The organism is Microbulbifer mixtoriginis (SeqCode) (assembly GCF_052467705.1).
Window position 1 is genome coordinate 1049873 of record NZ_CP174322.1, and the last position, 14870, is coordinate 1064742.

Here is a 14870-nt window from a genome sequence, read left to right on the forward strand (position 1 = left end):
AGGGAATAAGGGCTTGTTTGGGGCAATCTTAAGAGATTTTTCCAGTAACGCGCACCCGTTTGGAGCCAGGTACAACTCTGATTTGCTGACTGCGGCGCCGTTCAATACCTGTATCAATAGCATTTTTCGCTGCAATCAGTAGACCGGCTACCAGAAATGCACCGGGCGGTAACACCGCCACCAGCACACCGGGATAATTACTTCCCAGCAAGTTTAGGCTCCAGTCTTTGGCCATAGGCCCTAATAGCAAATCCATATCCGAAAACAAAGTGCCCTGGCCGAGTATTTCCCGCACGGCGCCGATAGCAATTAGCACTGCGGTAAAGCCAACCCCCATCATAAAACCATCGACCAGTGACGGCAGTACTGGATTTTTACTGGCGAAGGCATCGGCGCGGCCGAGGATGGCGCAGTTGGTAACAATCAATGGAATAAAAATTCCCAGCACCAGGTAGAGCTCATAAGTGAAAGCCTTCATCAAGAGTTCGACACAGGTGACGAAGGTGGCGATGATCATCACCGAAGCGGGTAAACGCACGGTGTCGGGCATCTGTTTCCGTACTAGGGAGACTGCCAAGTTGGAACAGGTGAGTACACCAGTGGTGGCGAGCCCCAGACCAATAGCGTTGACCACTGAGCCGGTAACTGCCAATAAGGGGCAGAGCCCCAAAAGCTGAACTAGGGCGGGGTTATTTTTCCAGAGTCCGTTGTGGGTAATTTCTGCGTAACCGGGGGTCGCCATTAATTCTGCTCCGTATTGGGCTGAGCCTCATCAGTATTTTCCGCTTCAGGATTTTCCACCTCAACGGCTCGCTTGGACACCGGTGCACTGAATATTTGCTGATGGTTTTTGGCGACAAACTCCAGCACCTGATGTACTTCAGCAACCACTGCGCGGGGGGTGATCGTTGCACCGGTAAATTGGTCGAAGACCCCGCCATCTTTTTGAACTCTCCACTCACTAGAGGGAGGGTTTTTCAGTGAGAGGCCATCGAACTGAAGAATCCAATCACTTTTTTTAAGTTCGACCTTATCACCAAGGCCCGGCGTTTCGCTGTGGCTGGTGACCCGTACACCAGCTATGGTGCCATCGCGGTTGACGCCTACCAGCATTTTGATTGGGCCCGAGTAACCGTCTGGTGCCACCGCCGGTACAATGACCGCTGAAATCTTACCGTCTTTGCCACGCGCTAAGTTGATATCGCCACCCTGAGAGAGCCCTAGTTGATTCCAGTAGGTCTTGGGAATTGGATAGGTGTCCACAAGTAGGTCATTGCTGTGGCGATCCAGAGGAATAATTTCCAGCAGGGCTTTGGCAGAGGCTGCGCGTATCGCCCGTTCTATGGGCTCTCGGGTGGTGATCTGGGTCACTGCCAGAGTGCCTGCAGTGACCAGGGCAAACAGGGTCAGCACAACGGCATTGGTGGCCATAGACTGCTTGAGCATCAGTGCTCCTCCAAGTCAGTAGCGCGACGCGCCCGCTTGTGGCCATAAGTGCGTGGCAGGGTGTAATTATCAATGGTGGGTGCGGCAAAGTTCATCAGCAGTACCGCAAAGGCCACGGCATCCGGGTAGCTGCCCCAGGCGCGGATAATATAAGTGAAGAGTCCAACACCGGCGCCAAAGATCAGGCGCCCCTTATTACTGGTACAGCCACTGACCGGATCTGTGATGATGAAAAAGGCCCCGAACATGGTAGCGCCGGAGAACAGGTGCAGCAGTGGTGAGCCTTCGGAAAGAGAGCTGCCGCTGTCGTAGAAAAACAGAGAGATCAGGGTCAGGGTTGCGAGCATGGCTACTGGTGCGTGCCAAGTGATAATGCCGCGAAACAATAGAAAAAGTCCGCCCAACAGGAACCCGAAACTGATGGTTTCCCAGCCTGCCCCGGCAAAAGTCCCCTGGCTGAAAACCGGTTCCATCTCGTAGAGTTGTGACAGCAACACTGACTCGTTGAGGCGCACGATTTCCAGGGGGGTGGCACGGGTGAAACCATCCACGTTGTAACTGCCAAAGACCAGGGAGATGGCCTCGCCAATATCCGGTGCACCACCGATCACATCCGCCGCGCCAACCCAGCGGGTCATATCCACCGGGAAACTGATCAGCAATACCACATAACCCACCATGGCCGGATTGAAAGGGTTGTACCCCATGCCGCCATATAGCTGTTTAGCCAATACGATGGCCACGGCGCTGCCGACTACCGGCAACCACCAGGCACAGTATGGAGGCAGAGCAATGCCCAGTAAGAGTGCCGTGACCATGGCACTGTAGTCACGCAGGTAGAAAGCCACGGGCCTGTCCCGCAGTTTCATGATTGCGGCTTCGCACAGCAGAGCGGTAATTACAGAGAAGGCAATATTGATCAACACGCCGATGCCGAAATAAATCACCATGGCCAGAACACCAGGTGCGGTGGCGGCCGCTACCTGCAACATCACTTTGGCCGTGTTATCGCCGGAGCGGGCGTGGGGGGAGGTGGCTCGCATCAAGGACATTACTGGCGACCATCCTGTGCGGCTTTTTGCTCTCGCATCTTGTCTTCCAACTTTTTCTGCAGCTTTTCCAAGGCAGTCTCAAAGGCCGCCAGGTTGGCATCATTTTCATTTTTGGCTTTTTGCAACCTTGCCTCGGCTTTGCCAAGACGCTTCTGCAGGGCCTCGATATCTGCGGTGAGTCGCTCGGCATCGCTCATTTGAGAGCGAGCTTCTGCCGAGGCACGCGCCTTAGTGATAGCGCGCACGGCGGCACTGGTCTCTTCCTGACTGGGCTCTCTGGCGGGATCGCGATCGGCGCGACGCCTGGCCAGGGTGAGCTTGTGTTCGGCTTCCTGCAGTTTTAACTCGGCAGCCTTGAGTTGGGCTGCCAGCTGGTCGCGTTGGCCTTCTTCTGCGGCCTCCACCTTATTGCGCAGGCGTTCGACGCGGCTTTCGGCGCTGGAGAAGGTGCGCTGGGCACGGGCGAGCAGCTGCTGGGGATCCTCCTGGCGGGATTTAACCCGGGCCAGGGCAGCGGCGACGATATCTGCTTGTTGCTTACTCTCTTTGGCTTCCTCGGACTCGGGGCTCTGCTCGCGCTGTTGGCGTGCGAGTTCGGCTGCCTTGCGGCGTGCCTCACGTTTGGCTTCTTTTTCTTTTTCGGCCTTTTCCAGACGAAGCTTACGGAACTCAAAACGATCGCGGGCGCGGTCGGACTTTTCTTTCTCCTCCTCCGCCAGGCGTATTGCCCCTTTGGCAGCGCGGTAATATTGCACCAGCGGAATGGTACTGGGGCAGACATAGGAGCAGGCGCCGCATTCGATACAGTCGAACAGATTATAAGCTTGCAACTTTTCGCGCTCATCGGCGCGTGCATACCAGTACAGCTGCTGTGGCAGCAGTGAAGCAGGGCAGGCCTCGGCGCAGTAACCGCAGCGAATACAAGCCTTGGCTACCGGTGCTGGTGGCAACTCCTGGTTGGTGGGCACCAATAGGCAGTTGGTGGTTTTGACTACAGGGGCGCGCTCATCGTCGATGGTGTAACCCATCATGGGGCCGCCGATAATCACCTTTTGCATCTGATTGCGGTGGATACCGTGGTGTTTGAGAATATGGTGAATGGGGGTACCGATGGGCACTTCGATATTGCGCTGGCGCTCCAGGGCTTGTCCCACAACCGTGGTTACCCGGCTGATTAGCGGTTCACCAAAGCGAACGGCGCGATAAATGGCCCAGGCCGTCCCCACGTTCTGGCAGACGATGCCGACATTGGCCGGCAGGCCCTGATTGGGTACTTCGCGGCCGGTGAGAATCTGGATAAGTTGCTTTTCCCCACCAGAGGGGTACTTGGTGGGGAACACCACGATATCAAAGCGGGTATCTCTGGCGGCTTCGCGCATGGCGGCAATGGCCTGCGGCTTATTGTCCTCAATCCCGATCAATACGCGCTCGGGCTCATCAAGGATATAAGAGATGATGCCAATCCCGGCGATAATCTCTTCAGCGCGCTCGCGCATCAGCATATCGTCGGCGGTAATGTAAGGCTCGCACTCTGTCCCGTTAATGATCAGTGTGTCGATTTCCGCCCCGCCGTGGGGATCGAGCTTTACCGCGGTGGGGAAGCCCGCACCGCCCATACCGGCGATGCCGCAGTCGCGAATTTTTTCCAGAAGCTCAACAGGCGAAAGCTGGGTGTAATCCTCACAGGGTTGCAGTTCACACCAGTGCTCCTCGCCGTCGGTACGGATCACAATACTGTCCTCGGCGAGCCCCGAGGGGTGGGGGACGGCGCAGGGCTCTATGGCCACGACTTTACCGGAACTAGGGGCGTGCACAGGGCTGCTGATCAGGCCATCCGCCTCGGCAATTTTTTGGCCCTTTAGTACGTCATCGCCGAGTTTGACCAGGGGCAATGCAGTGGCACCACTGTGTTGCAGCAGAGGCACAATCAAATCCTCGGACAGGGGAATGCTGCCAATGGGTTCGCCGGTACTCTGTTGCTTGTTTTCCGGTGGATGTACGCCGCCGTGGAAATCATTGGGGCGCAGTTCCCGCGCCTTTTCGCTGGCGATTAGCTGTGCCTCGCGGGCGGCGCGACGCTCCTCTACCGCTTCGCGCCGCTGGTTTTTTTCCTGTAGCGCTGTGCGGTTTTCATTTTCGGGGTTCAAACTGCACCTCCCCGTTGATCTGTTTGCTGCGGGCGACGGTCGGTGGCAATCAGCTGGATACCGTCTTCGGGCTTTTGTGGATGCCAATCTTGTAGCGGCATATCTACGGGCACCATATCAATACAATCCACGGGGCAGGGCTCTACGCAGAGATCGCATCCAGTGCATTCGTCGGCAATTACGGTGTGCATATATTTGGCTGCGCCGGCGATGGCATCCACCGGGCAGGCCTGAATGCACTTGGTGCAGCCAATACATTCGGCTTCGCGAATAAAGGCCACTCTTTTTACATCTTCGACCCCGTGCTCTGCATCCAGGGGCATGGGTTCCATATCCAGCAGGTTGGCCAGCTCGTTGATGGTGGCTTGACCGCCTGGGGGGCATTTGTTGATGGCGTCTCCATGCACAATTGCTTCGGCATAGGGACGGCAACCGGGATAGCCACACTGCCCGCACTGAGTTTGCGGCAGCAGGGCATCGACCTGCTCTACCAGAGGGTCCCCCTCCACCTTAAAGCGAATGGCGGCAAATCCCAGCAGGGCGCCAAACACCAGAGCCATACCGCCGAGAACCAGCAGGGGGGAGGAAATTTCAGAAATCCAGTCCAGCATCACGTAACCCTATACCAGACCGCTAAAGCCCATAAATGCCAGGGACATCAGCCCTGCGGTGACCATGCCAATAGCGGCGCCGCGAAATGGCAGCGGTACATCCGCGGCAAACAATCGCTCGCGCATGGAGGAAAAAAGAATCAATACCAAGGAGAAGCCTACCGCGGCGCCAAAGCCATATAGGGTGGACTGTATAAATGTGTGGGCCTTCATGGTGTTTTGCAGCGCTACGCCCAGTACGGCACAGTTCGTGGTAATTAGCGGCAGAAAAACGCCCAATACCTTGTACATCAGTGGGCTGGTTTTTTCGATAAACATACGGGCGAATTGCACCACTACCGCGATCACCAGAATAAAGGAAATAGTGCGCAGGTATTCGATGCCAAAGGGCTCAAGCAAATAGGTATTCACCAGGTAAGAGCAGATTGAGGCCAGTGTGAGTACAAAAGTGGTGGCGCCAGCCATACCCACGGCGGTCTCCAGTTTGTTGGAGACACCCATAAAGGGACACAGCCCAAGAAACTGCACCAACACATAGTTGTTGACCAGGATGGTGCTGAGCAGGATGACTGCAAATTCGGTCATATCAGGTCCGGTTGAAGCCCAGGAACAAAATGATGCTAGCGCCTTGGCGGAGTCGAGGTGCCCCGGTGAGAGGCAGAGGGCCTGGGGCTCCGTCGAATGTCGCGCAGGGCCGGTATTATGGGTGAGTCGCGGGGGGCCTTCAACTCAGTCGGGGATCTTCTGGCAGCAGAGGACCCCTGCAAGGCGCCAAGCTAGGTTCTGGCTTTGAGAATAGTTGGTACCTCTGGGCTACTGCGCGATGCTTACGAGTGGCGATTTAAGGTTTCCATGGATTTATTGGCGCGACCCTTTACTCTCGGGGAGTATGCCCTTATCTCTATTGGATTAACCCGTAACACCAGTTGGAGCTCTGTAATGCCGGATCAACCCTATACTCCGCCCAAGGTTTGGAAGTGGGATGCGGAAAGTGGTGGGCAGTTTGCCAAAATTAACCGCCCCATAGCGGGAGCTACCCATGATAAAGAATTACCTCGGGGCAAGCACCCGATGCAACTGTACTCCCTGGGAACCCCCAATGGTGCCAAGGCTACGATTATGCTGGAGGAGCTTCTGGCACTGGGGGTTGAAGGGGCGGAATACGATGCCCACTTGATTCGCATCACTGAGGGCGAGCAATTCGGCAGTGGTTTTGTGGATATCAATCCGAATTCAAAGATCCCGGCCCTGGTGGACCACAGTACGACACCACCAATTCGGGTTTTTGAAAGCGGATCAATTCTTCTGTATCTGGGAGAGAAATTTGGCGCCTTTCTGCCGCATACACCGGAGCAGCGTACCGAGACTCTCAATTGGCTGTTTTGGCAGATGGGGGCGGCGCCCTATCTCGGTGGAGGCTTTGGGCACTTTTATGCCTATGCGCCCGAGAAACTGGAGTACCCCATCAATCGTTTCGCCATGGAGGTAAAGCGGCAGATGGATGTATTGGACCGGCAACTGGCTAAGCACCAGTTTATCGCTGGGCGTGAATACACCATTGCAGATATAGCCATCTGGCCCTGGTACGGAGCCCTGATCCGTAATGAGGCCTATGATGCCAGGGAATTCCTGCAGACCGAGAGTTACAAACACCTTGTGCGCTGGTCTGATGAAATTGCACAGCGACCGGCGGTACAGCGTGGGCGTATGGTGAACCGCACCTGGGGGGATCCCAGTAAGCAGCTCCATGAACGCCATGACGCCAGTGATTTTGATGAAAAAACCCAGGACAAAATGGCGCAAAAAGACAGCTGAGCAGTATTGAATGGCAGTTTTTTCTATTGCACGCCCAGGGTGAGATGGTTGTCTCTCTGCTTATTTAGCTTTAGCGAAATAGCTTATAGGGCGCGCATAGAGAGTGCGAATTGAATGATTTGTGAGGTGTGTGGCAGCTGCCAGAGTTTTTCGGTAATAAAGCCGGCGGCAAAAGCGACGCCGAGAATGGCCACTATAGGAATTTTGCCCAGCTGCTGGTTAATTTGCCTTTGCTGTTGATCAAACAAGCGCAGCGCACTGCGACGCTGTTTTTCAGCGTCCACACGGCATTGTGTAATTTCTCTATTTAATTGTCTCAGCGACATCTTGTAGGGCCTCTTTTACCTGCCGTTTGGTTTCTTCAAATCCCAGCAGAGGGCGCAGCTTTTGCTGATAAAGCAACACACCGAGGAAAAGGGCAATTTGTATCAGTACAAATACGAGGAAACCGATATAGATCGATTGGCTAAAATAGTAGGCAATCAAACCAATGCCACCGCAAAGGCTGACGAGTAGTGCGGTTCCCAGGGGTACCAGCATCAACTGCAGAATAATCAGCCTTTTCCCGGCTGTTAGGGTTCTCTCCAGCTCTAGCTGAAATAAGCGCTGAATATTACCCATCCATGCAGTTATAAGAGTGAGAGTGGCTTCAACACGAGCCATAGTCTCCTCTAAACTGCCGCCAGTGTCGCTACTATCACCGTTACCGCTGCCTTCAGCGGAACCGTCCCGCCCGCGCTGTTGCGCGGTCGGGTCGGAATTCTGGTCAGTTCCCTGGCGTTTTTCTCCATTGCCCATCGGCGGTTTCCTTACCGGTTAAAACGGCAAACGCTTTGGCTTTATTTAAAAAGCTTGGCGATTGCCCAGCCGACCACAAAAGCACAGCCGACTGCGAGGATCGGTCTTTCCCGCAGGGAAGACTCCGCTTTTTCCATAACCTCTGAAGCGCGTTGCCTCTGTTGCTGGACAGAAGATCTCGCTCTCTGTCTCAGGTTTTCAGCAGCATCAGAAGCGGCCTCTCCTGCGAGATTATAGGCCTGTTGCAGCTTATCCCTGCTGGAGTTATGTGGAGATCTTGCAGTTGCCATCGGGTTGCTCCTTTTCAGGGGATGATTGCCGCAGAATTCTATAGTCGCAGCAATCAATTCACAGGCGCATTGGCTCTTTATTTAGGGTAATAAAAAATAACTCCGAACTGTTTTGGTGAATTTAGTTATATCGCTATTGATCGGTGTCTCTACAGGGGCTGATGGCATTTATGGTGTGAGTGTCCGTTTCCAGGCCTCAATATTGTTTACCACACCATCGAGTAAGCGCTGGCGGCTCTCACGGCTGATCCAAGCGTTGTGAGGCGTGATAATCAGGTTGGGAATATCAGTGGCCAGTAGGGGGTGACTTGCCGGTGGGGGCTCTTCACTCAAAACATCCAGTGCGGCGCCGCCGAGCTTTCCACTGCGCAGTGCGTCGGCTACGGCCTCCTCATCCACCAAACCGCCCCGCGCGGTATTGATCAACAGTGCGCCGGATTTCATGTTGGCGATGAAATCGCGATCGATCAATTTCTCCGTCTGCTTCGTGAGGGGGCAATGCAGACTGATTACATCGGATTCCTTTGTAAGTTGCGCCAGTGGTGCCCGGTCAGCGCGTTTTTCTCCACTGAAGGATTCCGCCACCAAAATCTGCATATCCAGGGCTTCCCCCAGTTTGGCGACTCTTTGCCCTAATTCGCCATAACCGATTATTCCCAGGGTTTTACCGGCTAGTTCTACGACAGGATGATCGAGTAAACAGAAAATTTCCGACTGACTCCAGCGGCCGGTCATGACGTCCTGATGGTAGTGATGCCAGCGGGAAGCGAGGGCGAGAATTAGTGCCAGGGTGTGCTGTGGTACCGAAGCGCCGGCGTATCCCTGCACGTTGCGCACGGGAATGCCCAAGTCCTGTGCGGCTTGCAGGTCAATATTATTCGTGCCTGTAGCGCACACACAGATCAGCTTGAGAGAGCGGGCCTGCTCCAGAAGCGTGCGGTCCAAAACCACTTTATTAGTAATAACTACGTCCGCATCGGCGATACGTTCGGCGGTTTGCTTGGCTGAGGTGGCCTCATAGAAATCCCAATGATCTAGACTGTTTTTTAGGGACTGTATATTCAACTCCCCAAGTTTCATGGTCATTGCGTCCAGAAATACTCCGCGCATGGAATCTCCTCAATTTCCTGTGTGAGATAGCGGCATGCTACGTCAGCAGAGGTCGAATGCAATGGCTTTTATAGGACGGCTGCAGATCTTGTAGGGTTGGCTACGGTTTGTTTACGGGCCTTTCTGTCACAAATGAAGAGGGCCTTTATGGGAATATCGATAACTGCAGCATCATTGGTTTTAATCTCGGCATTTCTTCACGCGGGCTGGAATTTACTGGGAAAATCCCGCACCCCCTCCCCAGCTTTTTTCTGTATCGCCACCCTCAGTGTGGGTCTACTACTTCTCCCCCTTGGTCTCTGGGTCCTGTCACAGGCTCATTCACTGCCGCGTGCTTTCTGGTTGTTGTTACTGGCCAGCGGTTTTTTTCAGATGATTTATATGGGGGGGCTGGCACTGGCCTATCAGCGCGCCGATATCAGCCTGGTTTACCCCATCGCACGGGCTCTGCCGGTACTCCTTGTGGCACTGGCAACGGTGTTGTTAGGACAGATTCTGCCCTGGCAAGCCTGGCTGGGCATGTTGTTGGTGACGATCGGCTGTTTGCTGGTGCCGCTGGTGTATTTTCGTCAATGGCACTGGAGCGTGTACTGGAGAGCGGACTGCGCCTGGGCTCTGGTAGCGGCACTGGGTACGGTGGGATATTCATTGGCGGATAAGGGCGCACTGCTTTATTTGGAAGAGGCGCTTGGCGACGCGGTAACACCTGCGGTGGTGGCGTATAGCTACTTGGGCTTGCAGTTTTTTGTCAGTGGAGTCTGGTTACTATGTGGCTGTATGAGTCGAGTGGGACGCGGACAATTATTAGAAAATCTGCGGGATTTGAAGGTTGGTATCTTGACCGGCCTGATGATGGGAGCGACTTATGGACTGGTGTTGCTGGCGATGACGATGACGGAAAATGTGAGCTACGTGGTCGCTTTACGCCAGCTCAGTATTCCATTGGGAGTGGGGTTTGCTATCTGGCTGTTGGGAGAACCGGCACACAGACCCCAGCTGTTAGGCGTGGGGCTGGTATGTGCCGGTTTAATTGCGGTATCGCTGCGCTAAGGTGGACAGTGCCCACCCCAAAAATAAATTACATTACGCGCATACCGGGCTTGGCGCCTGTGTGGGGTTCGAGAATCCACAGGTCTTTACCGCCTGGACCGGCGGCCAGCACCATGCCTTCACTCACGCCAAAACGCATTTTTCGTGGCGCCAGGTTAGCTACCATAACGGTGTGCTTGCCCACCAGCTCTTCCGGCGCATAGGCACTCTTGATACCGGCGAATACCTGGCGAGTCTCTCCGCCCAGGTCCAATGTCAAACGCAGCAGTTTGCCGGCGCCCTCGACGTGTTCCGCCTCGGCGATCAGGGCAATGCGTAAGTCCACTTTGGCGAAATCGTCGAACTGGATCTGCTCGGCGATAGGGTCTTCTGCCAGCGGGCCACTGGCCGCTTTGACTTCAGCCTGTAGCTGGGCCAGTGATTCCTGTGCGGCTTCCATCACCGCATCTACCTGGGTTTTTTCCACCCGTTGTAGCAGCGGTTTGAATTTTTTGATCTCGTGGTCCGCTAGCGGTGTGGTGGCCTGGGTCCAATCCAGTTCACTGTTGAGGAATTCCGCTGCTTTTTGCGCGGTATTGGGTAGTACCGGTGCCAGCCAGGTGATCAGGGCGCGGAACATATTTACGCCTTGAGAGCAAATCGCCAGTACTTCGGCTTCAGTGCCTTCCTGTTTGGCCAGGGACCAGGGCGCTTTGTCGGCGATCCAGGCATTGGCGGCATCGGCCAGGGCCATAATGTCGCGCATGGCGCGTGCGTATTCGCGCTGCTCGTAGTAATCGGCAATACGCGGTGCGGCCTCGACAAACTGGTCCCAAAGCTGCTCATCGGCCAGTTCGGTGGCGAGCTTGCCGCCGGCCTTATTGACAAACTTGGCGGTGCGGGAAGCGATATTGACGACTTTGCCCACCAGGTCGGAATTTACCTTGGCGATAAAGTCATCGAGGTTGAGATCCAGGTCATCCACGCCCGCTGTGAGTTTGGCGGCGAAGTAATAGCGTAGATATTCCGGGCTCAGATGGTCCAGGTAGTTGCGGGCATTAATAAAGGTGCCACGGGACTTGGACATTTTCTTGCCGTTAACGGTGAGGAAGCCGTGTACGCACACTTTATTGGGGGTGCGGAAATCGGCGGAGTCCAGCATGGCCGGCCAGAACAGGGCATGGAAATTGACGATGTCCTTGCCGATAAAGTGATATACCTCGGCATTGCTGTCTTTTTTCCAATAATCGAGCCAGTCGCTGCCATTTTTATCACAGTAATTTTTCAGGCTGGCCATATAGCCGATGGGGGCGTCCAGCCATACGTAAAAGTATTTGCCCGGCGCATCGGGGATTTCAAAACCGAAGTAAGGCGCATCGCGAGAGATGTCCCACTCCTGCAATCCCTCTTCGAGCCACTCGGCTAGCTTATTGGCCACTTCATCCTGCAGGGTTCCGGAGCGGGTCCAGTTGCGCAGGAACTCGGTAAAGGCGGGGAGAGTGAAGAAGAAGTGTTCTGACTCTTTTTCCACCGGCGTGGCGCCAGAGATGGCGGACACTGGATCAATCAACTCCGTGGGGCTGTAAGTGGCACCACAGGCCTCGCAGTTGTCACCGTACTGATCGGGAGTGCTACAACGGGGGCAGGTGCCCTTGATATAGCGATCCGCCAAGAAGAGTTGTTTCTCCGGATCGAAGGCCTGAGTGATAGTGCGCGAAGCGATGTGGCCATTTTCACTGAGGCGGCGATAGATCATAGCGGACAGCTCGCGGTTCTCCTCCGAGTGGGTGGAGTGGTAGTTGTCCACGCCGATTAGGAAGTCGGCGAAATCCCGCTCGTGCTCCGCTTGCATATTGGCGATATGTTGCTCCGGTGTCAGACCCAGCTGCTCAGCTTTGAGCATGATTGCGGTGCCGTGCGCATCATCGGCGCAGATGTACAGGCAGTCGTTACCGCGGGAGCGCTGAAAACGCGCCCAGATATCGGTCTGTATATATTCGAGTATGTGGCCCAGGTGCAGGGAGCCGTTGGCGTAAGGGAGTGCGCTGGTGACTAGGATTTTGCGCGTATCGGGCATCGGTTTTTCCATCGCTGTGGGGTTGCGGCCGGAGGCTCCGCTGGAGTGGCCGGAGATCGTCAAAAGACGGCGAAATATAGCAGATTTGTACTATGCCGGGGAGGTGTGGGCCATGCTCGTGTATAAAGCGGTCGGGATTGAGCCCGTCGCTGGCGCTGGGCCGCTTCATCCGACACAATGCGGTTCTGACAAGAAGCACCTAGAGGGAGATACCGTGAGCGATCACCACCACGATCATGAAGAGTTATCAAAGGAAGTGCAGGCCGAACTGGAGCGTCTGGCAGAGTGCCTTGGTCAGTTGCAGGACTCGGCCAGTGGCCTGCCGCTGGATCAACTGGATGCAGATATTGAGGTGGGCTACGAAGATGATACCGTGTACGTCGGTATTACCCTCGGCTACCCCTGCGCAAGCCAGGAAGTACATTGGCACAAGCGGGTTACCGAGGCCTGTGAGCCCCTGATGAAGAGTGGTCCCCTAGGCGGCCATGGCTTGCAATTTGAATTATTCAGCGATATCCCTGCCACCTCATCGGCCAACGCCCCAGAGCCATTGCGTGGCGTAAAGAATATTGTCGCAGTTGCTTCTGGTAAGGGTGGCGTTGGCAAGTCCACCACAGCCGTGAACCTGGCCTTGGCGCTGGCGGCAGAGGGTGCGCGGGTCGGGTTACTTGATGCGGATATTTATGGCCCCAGCCTGCCCACCATGCTTGGTACCGAAGGGGTCCGCCCGCATGTGAAGGAACAGAAGTTCTTCGTGCCGGTGGATGCATTAGGTATCGAGACAATGTCTTTGGGGTACTTGATGACTGAGGATACCCCGGCAGTTTGGCGCGGCCCTATGGCCAGTGGTGCACTCAATCAAATTCTCACACAAACACTTTGGTGTGATGCTAAAGAAGAGCTGGATTATTTAATTGTGGATATGCCCCCGGGTACCGGAGATATCCAGCTGACTCTGGCGCAAAAAACCACTTTAGCGGGTGCGGTGATTGTTACTACACCACAGGATTTGGCGTTGAAGGATGCTATCAAAGGCGTGGAGATGTTCCGCAAGGTGTCGGTACCAGTGCTTGGCATTGTTGAGAATATGGCCCTTCATACCTGTTCCAAGTGTGGCCATAGTGAGCCGATCTTCGGCATAGGTGGTGGTGAGCGTATCGCTGAGGAATACGATACCCACCTGCTTGGCGAATTGCCTCTGGCACAGAAAATTCGCGCCGATATCGACAGTGGTCGCCCCAGTGTAACCGCAGACCCCGAGGGTGAAATTGCCGGTTTCTACCGGGAAATTGCCCGCAAAGCTGCAGCCCAGGTTTGGTTGAATGCCAGCAGCGACGAGGAACTGCCGGAAATCGAAATTAGTTGAACCCAACCGCGATATTGATCACAAAGCATTAACTTTTTATTTTTTGTGGTTTTTTAAAGGGGCAAAACTCCCTATATTGAACTCCTTCGGGCGCCTCTGTGAAATTTCGTTTTTGCAGGAGCGCTCAATCTTGATAAGCCAGAATTTAACGCAGGCTTTTCATGTCTCTGTAAAGATTCGTAATAATGACTTGTGTTGATGGGTCGCAGTTGAGCCATTGAAAAATGGGTCTTTAAATAATTTATTTATTGCGATTTTGTATTTACGGCGCCTTCGCTCGCGCTAGTGTGCCTGTTAGCCTTTATTGGTACGCTGCCGAGTTAATCGTCAGGGTTTTAGTATTTTTTTAACAGACCCAATTTATTCTGTAGATACTTATGGCAGTTTTGCCTATGACTGCTCGAATTCAGCCTCTGCGGTAAAAAGAGTAAGTATTCCTGCTGAATATCCTTTGGCAATCGTCAAGGTATTTATGTGATTTTACTTTTATTGGAGGGACAACTCGGATAATCAGAAAAGCCGCGATAATCCACGGAATATACCGGGAGATGTTTAGTCGGTTCGTGGATAACACTCGGTTGCGTGGTACAGACATACTGCGCCGAGGGCAATAATATCAGGAGTGCAAACCTGTGGTGGCCACCGTGTTATTGGTCTCAGGTAGGGCATACATCAGGCATTGCAGTAGCTGTAGTCGATAAAAATAACAAAGACAAAAGCGCGAGTGCTTTCATCCATGAATTTTAATATTAGCTATCGACCGATAGGGGGTATAGCGCGGGTTTTATTTTATGGGCCCGTGGGATTTGCAGAAAAAATGGAGGCGGCTGCCCGATTGGTAGAAAAGTACCGCCACCGTGTACCTTTGCGGGTATTACTGGATATGCGCTATGCGCGCACGAGGGTTACCCTGGAGGAGCAGCGGCAGTTCACCAGCTTTATAGCCGAGCACCCGGTGTTGCGCTGCGCTTATATTGCCGTTTTACATCCGCGCAACCGTTGTACTTCCCCCCTGTCGACCGACGGCACCTGCCTGTGCCGGCATAGTTCGCGGGAATTCGTTGCCGAAGCTGAGGCTGAGGCCTGGCTCACCCAGATCAAGGGCGCTCCCAGGCCGGGACTTCGCTGA

Annotated in this window: 15 protein-coding genes; 4 read left to right on the top strand and 11 right to left on the bottom strand. The window is 54.4% G+C overall.

The features are described from left to right. Positions 1-28: 28 nt before the first annotated feature. From ACJJIB_RS04715 to rsxA, 6 genes are all read right to left on the bottom strand, one after another. Complete coding sequence (locus ACJJIB_RS04715; RefSeq protein WP_444888030.1) at positions 29-742, bottom strand: electron transport complex subunit E; 714 nt, start codon at positions 740-742, stop codon at positions 29-31. Further along, the gene (rsxG, locus tag ACJJIB_RS04720) at positions 742-1446 is read right to left on the bottom strand and encodes an electron transport complex subunit RsxG (RefSeq protein ID WP_252084586.1); all 705 of its coding nucleotides are present in this window, start codon (positions 1444-1446) and stop codon (positions 742-744) included. Before rsxG ends, ACJJIB_RS04715 begins: the two co-directional genes overlap by 1 nt. After that, entirely contained in the window at positions 1446-2498 is a 1053-nt protein-coding gene (locus tag ACJJIB_RS04725) for an RnfABCDGE type electron transport complex subunit D (protein WP_444883778.1), read from the bottom strand. The genes rsxG and ACJJIB_RS04725 overlap by 1 nt, the downstream gene beginning before the upstream one ends. Next, positions 2498-4525: an electron transport complex subunit RsxC gene (gene rsxC / locus ACJJIB_RS04730; protein ID WP_444888904.1), complete on the bottom strand. Its 2028-nt coding sequence runs from the start codon at positions 4523-4525 to the stop codon at positions 2498-2500. The genes ACJJIB_RS04725 and rsxC overlap by 1 nt, the downstream gene beginning before the upstream one ends. 116 nt (positions 4526-4641) lie before the next feature. Further along, positions 4642-5256 (bottom strand): electron transport complex subunit RsxB, encoded by a 615-nt coding sequence (gene rsxB / locus ACJJIB_RS04735; protein WP_252084588.1) that lies wholly within the window; start codon positions 5254-5256, stop codon positions 4642-4644. A gap of 9 nt (positions 5257-5265) precedes the next feature. Beyond that, on the bottom strand, positions 5266-5841 hold the full coding sequence (rsxA, locus tag ACJJIB_RS04740) for an electron transport complex subunit RsxA (RefSeq protein ID WP_444883780.1): 576 nt from the start codon (positions 5839-5841) through the stop codon (positions 5266-5268). A 354-nt stretch (positions 5842-6195) separates the two neighbouring features. On the opposite strand from rsxA, the gene yghU reads away from it, so the two are divergent. Continuing rightward, positions 6196-7071, top strand: a complete 876-nt coding sequence (gene yghU / locus ACJJIB_RS04745; protein ID WP_444888905.1) for a glutathione-dependent disulfide-bond oxidoreductase — start codon at positions 6196-6198, stop codon at positions 7069-7071. A gap of 83 nt (positions 7072-7154) precedes the next feature. On the opposite strand, the gene ACJJIB_RS04750 is transcribed toward yghU, so the two are convergent. The 4 genes from ACJJIB_RS04750 to ACJJIB_RS04765 form a co-directional block, all read right to left on the bottom strand. Next, on the bottom strand, positions 7155-7397 hold the full coding sequence (locus ACJJIB_RS04750; RefSeq protein WP_444888031.1) for a hypothetical protein: 243 nt from the start codon (positions 7395-7397) through the stop codon (positions 7155-7157). After that, positions 7375-7869: a hypothetical protein gene (locus ACJJIB_RS04755; RefSeq protein ID WP_444888032.1), complete on the bottom strand. Its 495-nt coding sequence runs from the start codon at positions 7867-7869 to the stop codon at positions 7375-7377. The genes ACJJIB_RS04750 and ACJJIB_RS04755 overlap by 23 nt, the downstream gene beginning before the upstream one ends. Positions 7870-7910: 41 nt before the next feature. Further along, entirely contained in the window at positions 7911-8159 is a 249-nt protein-coding gene (locus ACJJIB_RS04760; RefSeq protein WP_252084591.1) for a hypothetical protein, read from the bottom strand. Between the two features lie 168 nt (positions 8160-8327). Further along, positions 8328-9269, bottom strand: a complete 942-nt coding sequence (locus ACJJIB_RS04765) for a D-2-hydroxyacid dehydrogenase (RefSeq protein ID WP_444888033.1) — start codon at positions 9267-9269, stop codon at positions 8328-8330. A gap of 147 nt (positions 9270-9416) precedes the next feature. Between ACJJIB_RS04765 and ACJJIB_RS04770 the strand changes: the two genes are divergently transcribed. After that, entirely contained in the window at positions 9417-10319 is a 903-nt protein-coding gene (locus tag ACJJIB_RS04770) for an EamA family transporter (protein ID WP_444883784.1), read from the top strand. A 28-nt stretch (positions 10320-10347) separates the two neighbouring features. Here the strand turns inward: ACJJIB_RS04770 and metG are convergent, their stop codons facing one another. Next, on the bottom strand, positions 10348-12375 hold the full coding sequence (gene metG, locus ACJJIB_RS04775; protein ID WP_444888034.1) for a methionine--tRNA ligase: 2028 nt from the start codon (positions 12373-12375) through the stop codon (positions 10348-10350). 214 nt (positions 12376-12589) lie between these two features. Between metG and apbC the strand changes: the two genes are divergently transcribed. Together apbC and ACJJIB_RS04785 are read left to right on the top strand one after the other, a co-directional pair. Next, a complete protein-coding gene (gene apbC, locus ACJJIB_RS04780) occupies positions 12590-13741 on the top strand; it encodes an iron-sulfur cluster carrier protein ApbC (RefSeq protein ID WP_444888906.1) in 1152 nt (383 codons plus the stop codon). Positions 13742-14477: 736 nt separating this feature from the next. After that, a complete protein-coding gene (locus ACJJIB_RS04785) occupies positions 14478-14870 on the top strand; it encodes a hypothetical protein (protein WP_444888035.1) in 393 nt (130 codons plus the stop codon).

Excerpts from the sequence above, each read along its gene's own strand:
- ACJJIB_RS04760 (WP_252084591.1), bottom strand. The coding sequence starts at position 8,159 with ATGGCAACTGCAAGATCTCCACATAACTCCAGCAGGGATAAGCTGCAA.
- rsxA (WP_444883780.1), bottom strand. The coding sequence starts at position 5,841 with ATGACCGAATTTGCAGTCATCCTGCTCAGCACCATCCTGGTCAACAAC.
- yghU (WP_444888905.1), top strand. The coding sequence starts at position 6,196 with ATGCCGGATCAACCCTATACTCCGCCCAAGGTTTGGAAGTGGGATGCG.
- ACJJIB_RS04725 (WP_444883778.1), bottom strand. The coding sequence starts at position 2,498 with ATGTCCTTGATGCGAGCCACCTCCCCCCACGCCCGCTCCGGCGATAAC.
- ACJJIB_RS04770 (WP_444883784.1), top strand. The coding sequence starts at position 9,417 with ATGGGAATATCGATAACTGCAGCATCATTGGTTTTAATCTCGGCATTT.
- ACJJIB_RS04750 (WP_444888031.1), bottom strand. The coding sequence starts at position 7,397 with ATGTCGCTGAGACAATTAAATAGAGAAATTACACAATGCCGTGTGGAC.
- ACJJIB_RS04785 (WP_444888035.1), top strand. The coding sequence starts at position 14,478 with ATGAATTTTAATATTAGCTATCGACCGATAGGGGGTATAGCGCGGGTT.
- metG (WP_444888034.1), bottom strand. The coding sequence starts at position 12,375 with ATGCCCGATACGCGCAAAATCCTAGTCACCAGCGCACTCCCTTACGCC.
- ACJJIB_RS04755 (WP_444888032.1), bottom strand. The coding sequence starts at position 7,869 with ATGGGCAATGGAGAAAAACGCCAGGGAACTGACCAGAATTCCGACCCG.
- rsxB (WP_252084588.1), bottom strand. The coding sequence starts at position 5,256 with ATGCTGGACTGGATTTCTGAAATTTCCTCCCCCCTGCTGGTTCTCGGC.
- ACJJIB_RS04715 (WP_444888030.1), bottom strand. The coding sequence starts at position 742 with ATGGCGACCCCCGGTTACGCAGAAATTACCCACAACGGACTCTGGAAA.
- ACJJIB_RS04765 (WP_444888033.1), bottom strand. The coding sequence starts at position 9,269 with ATGCGCGGAGTATTTCTGGACGCAATGACCATGAAACTTGGGGAGTTG.
- rsxG (WP_252084586.1), bottom strand. The coding sequence starts at position 1,446 with ATGCTCAAGCAGTCTATGGCCACCAATGCCGTTGTGCTGACCCTGTTT.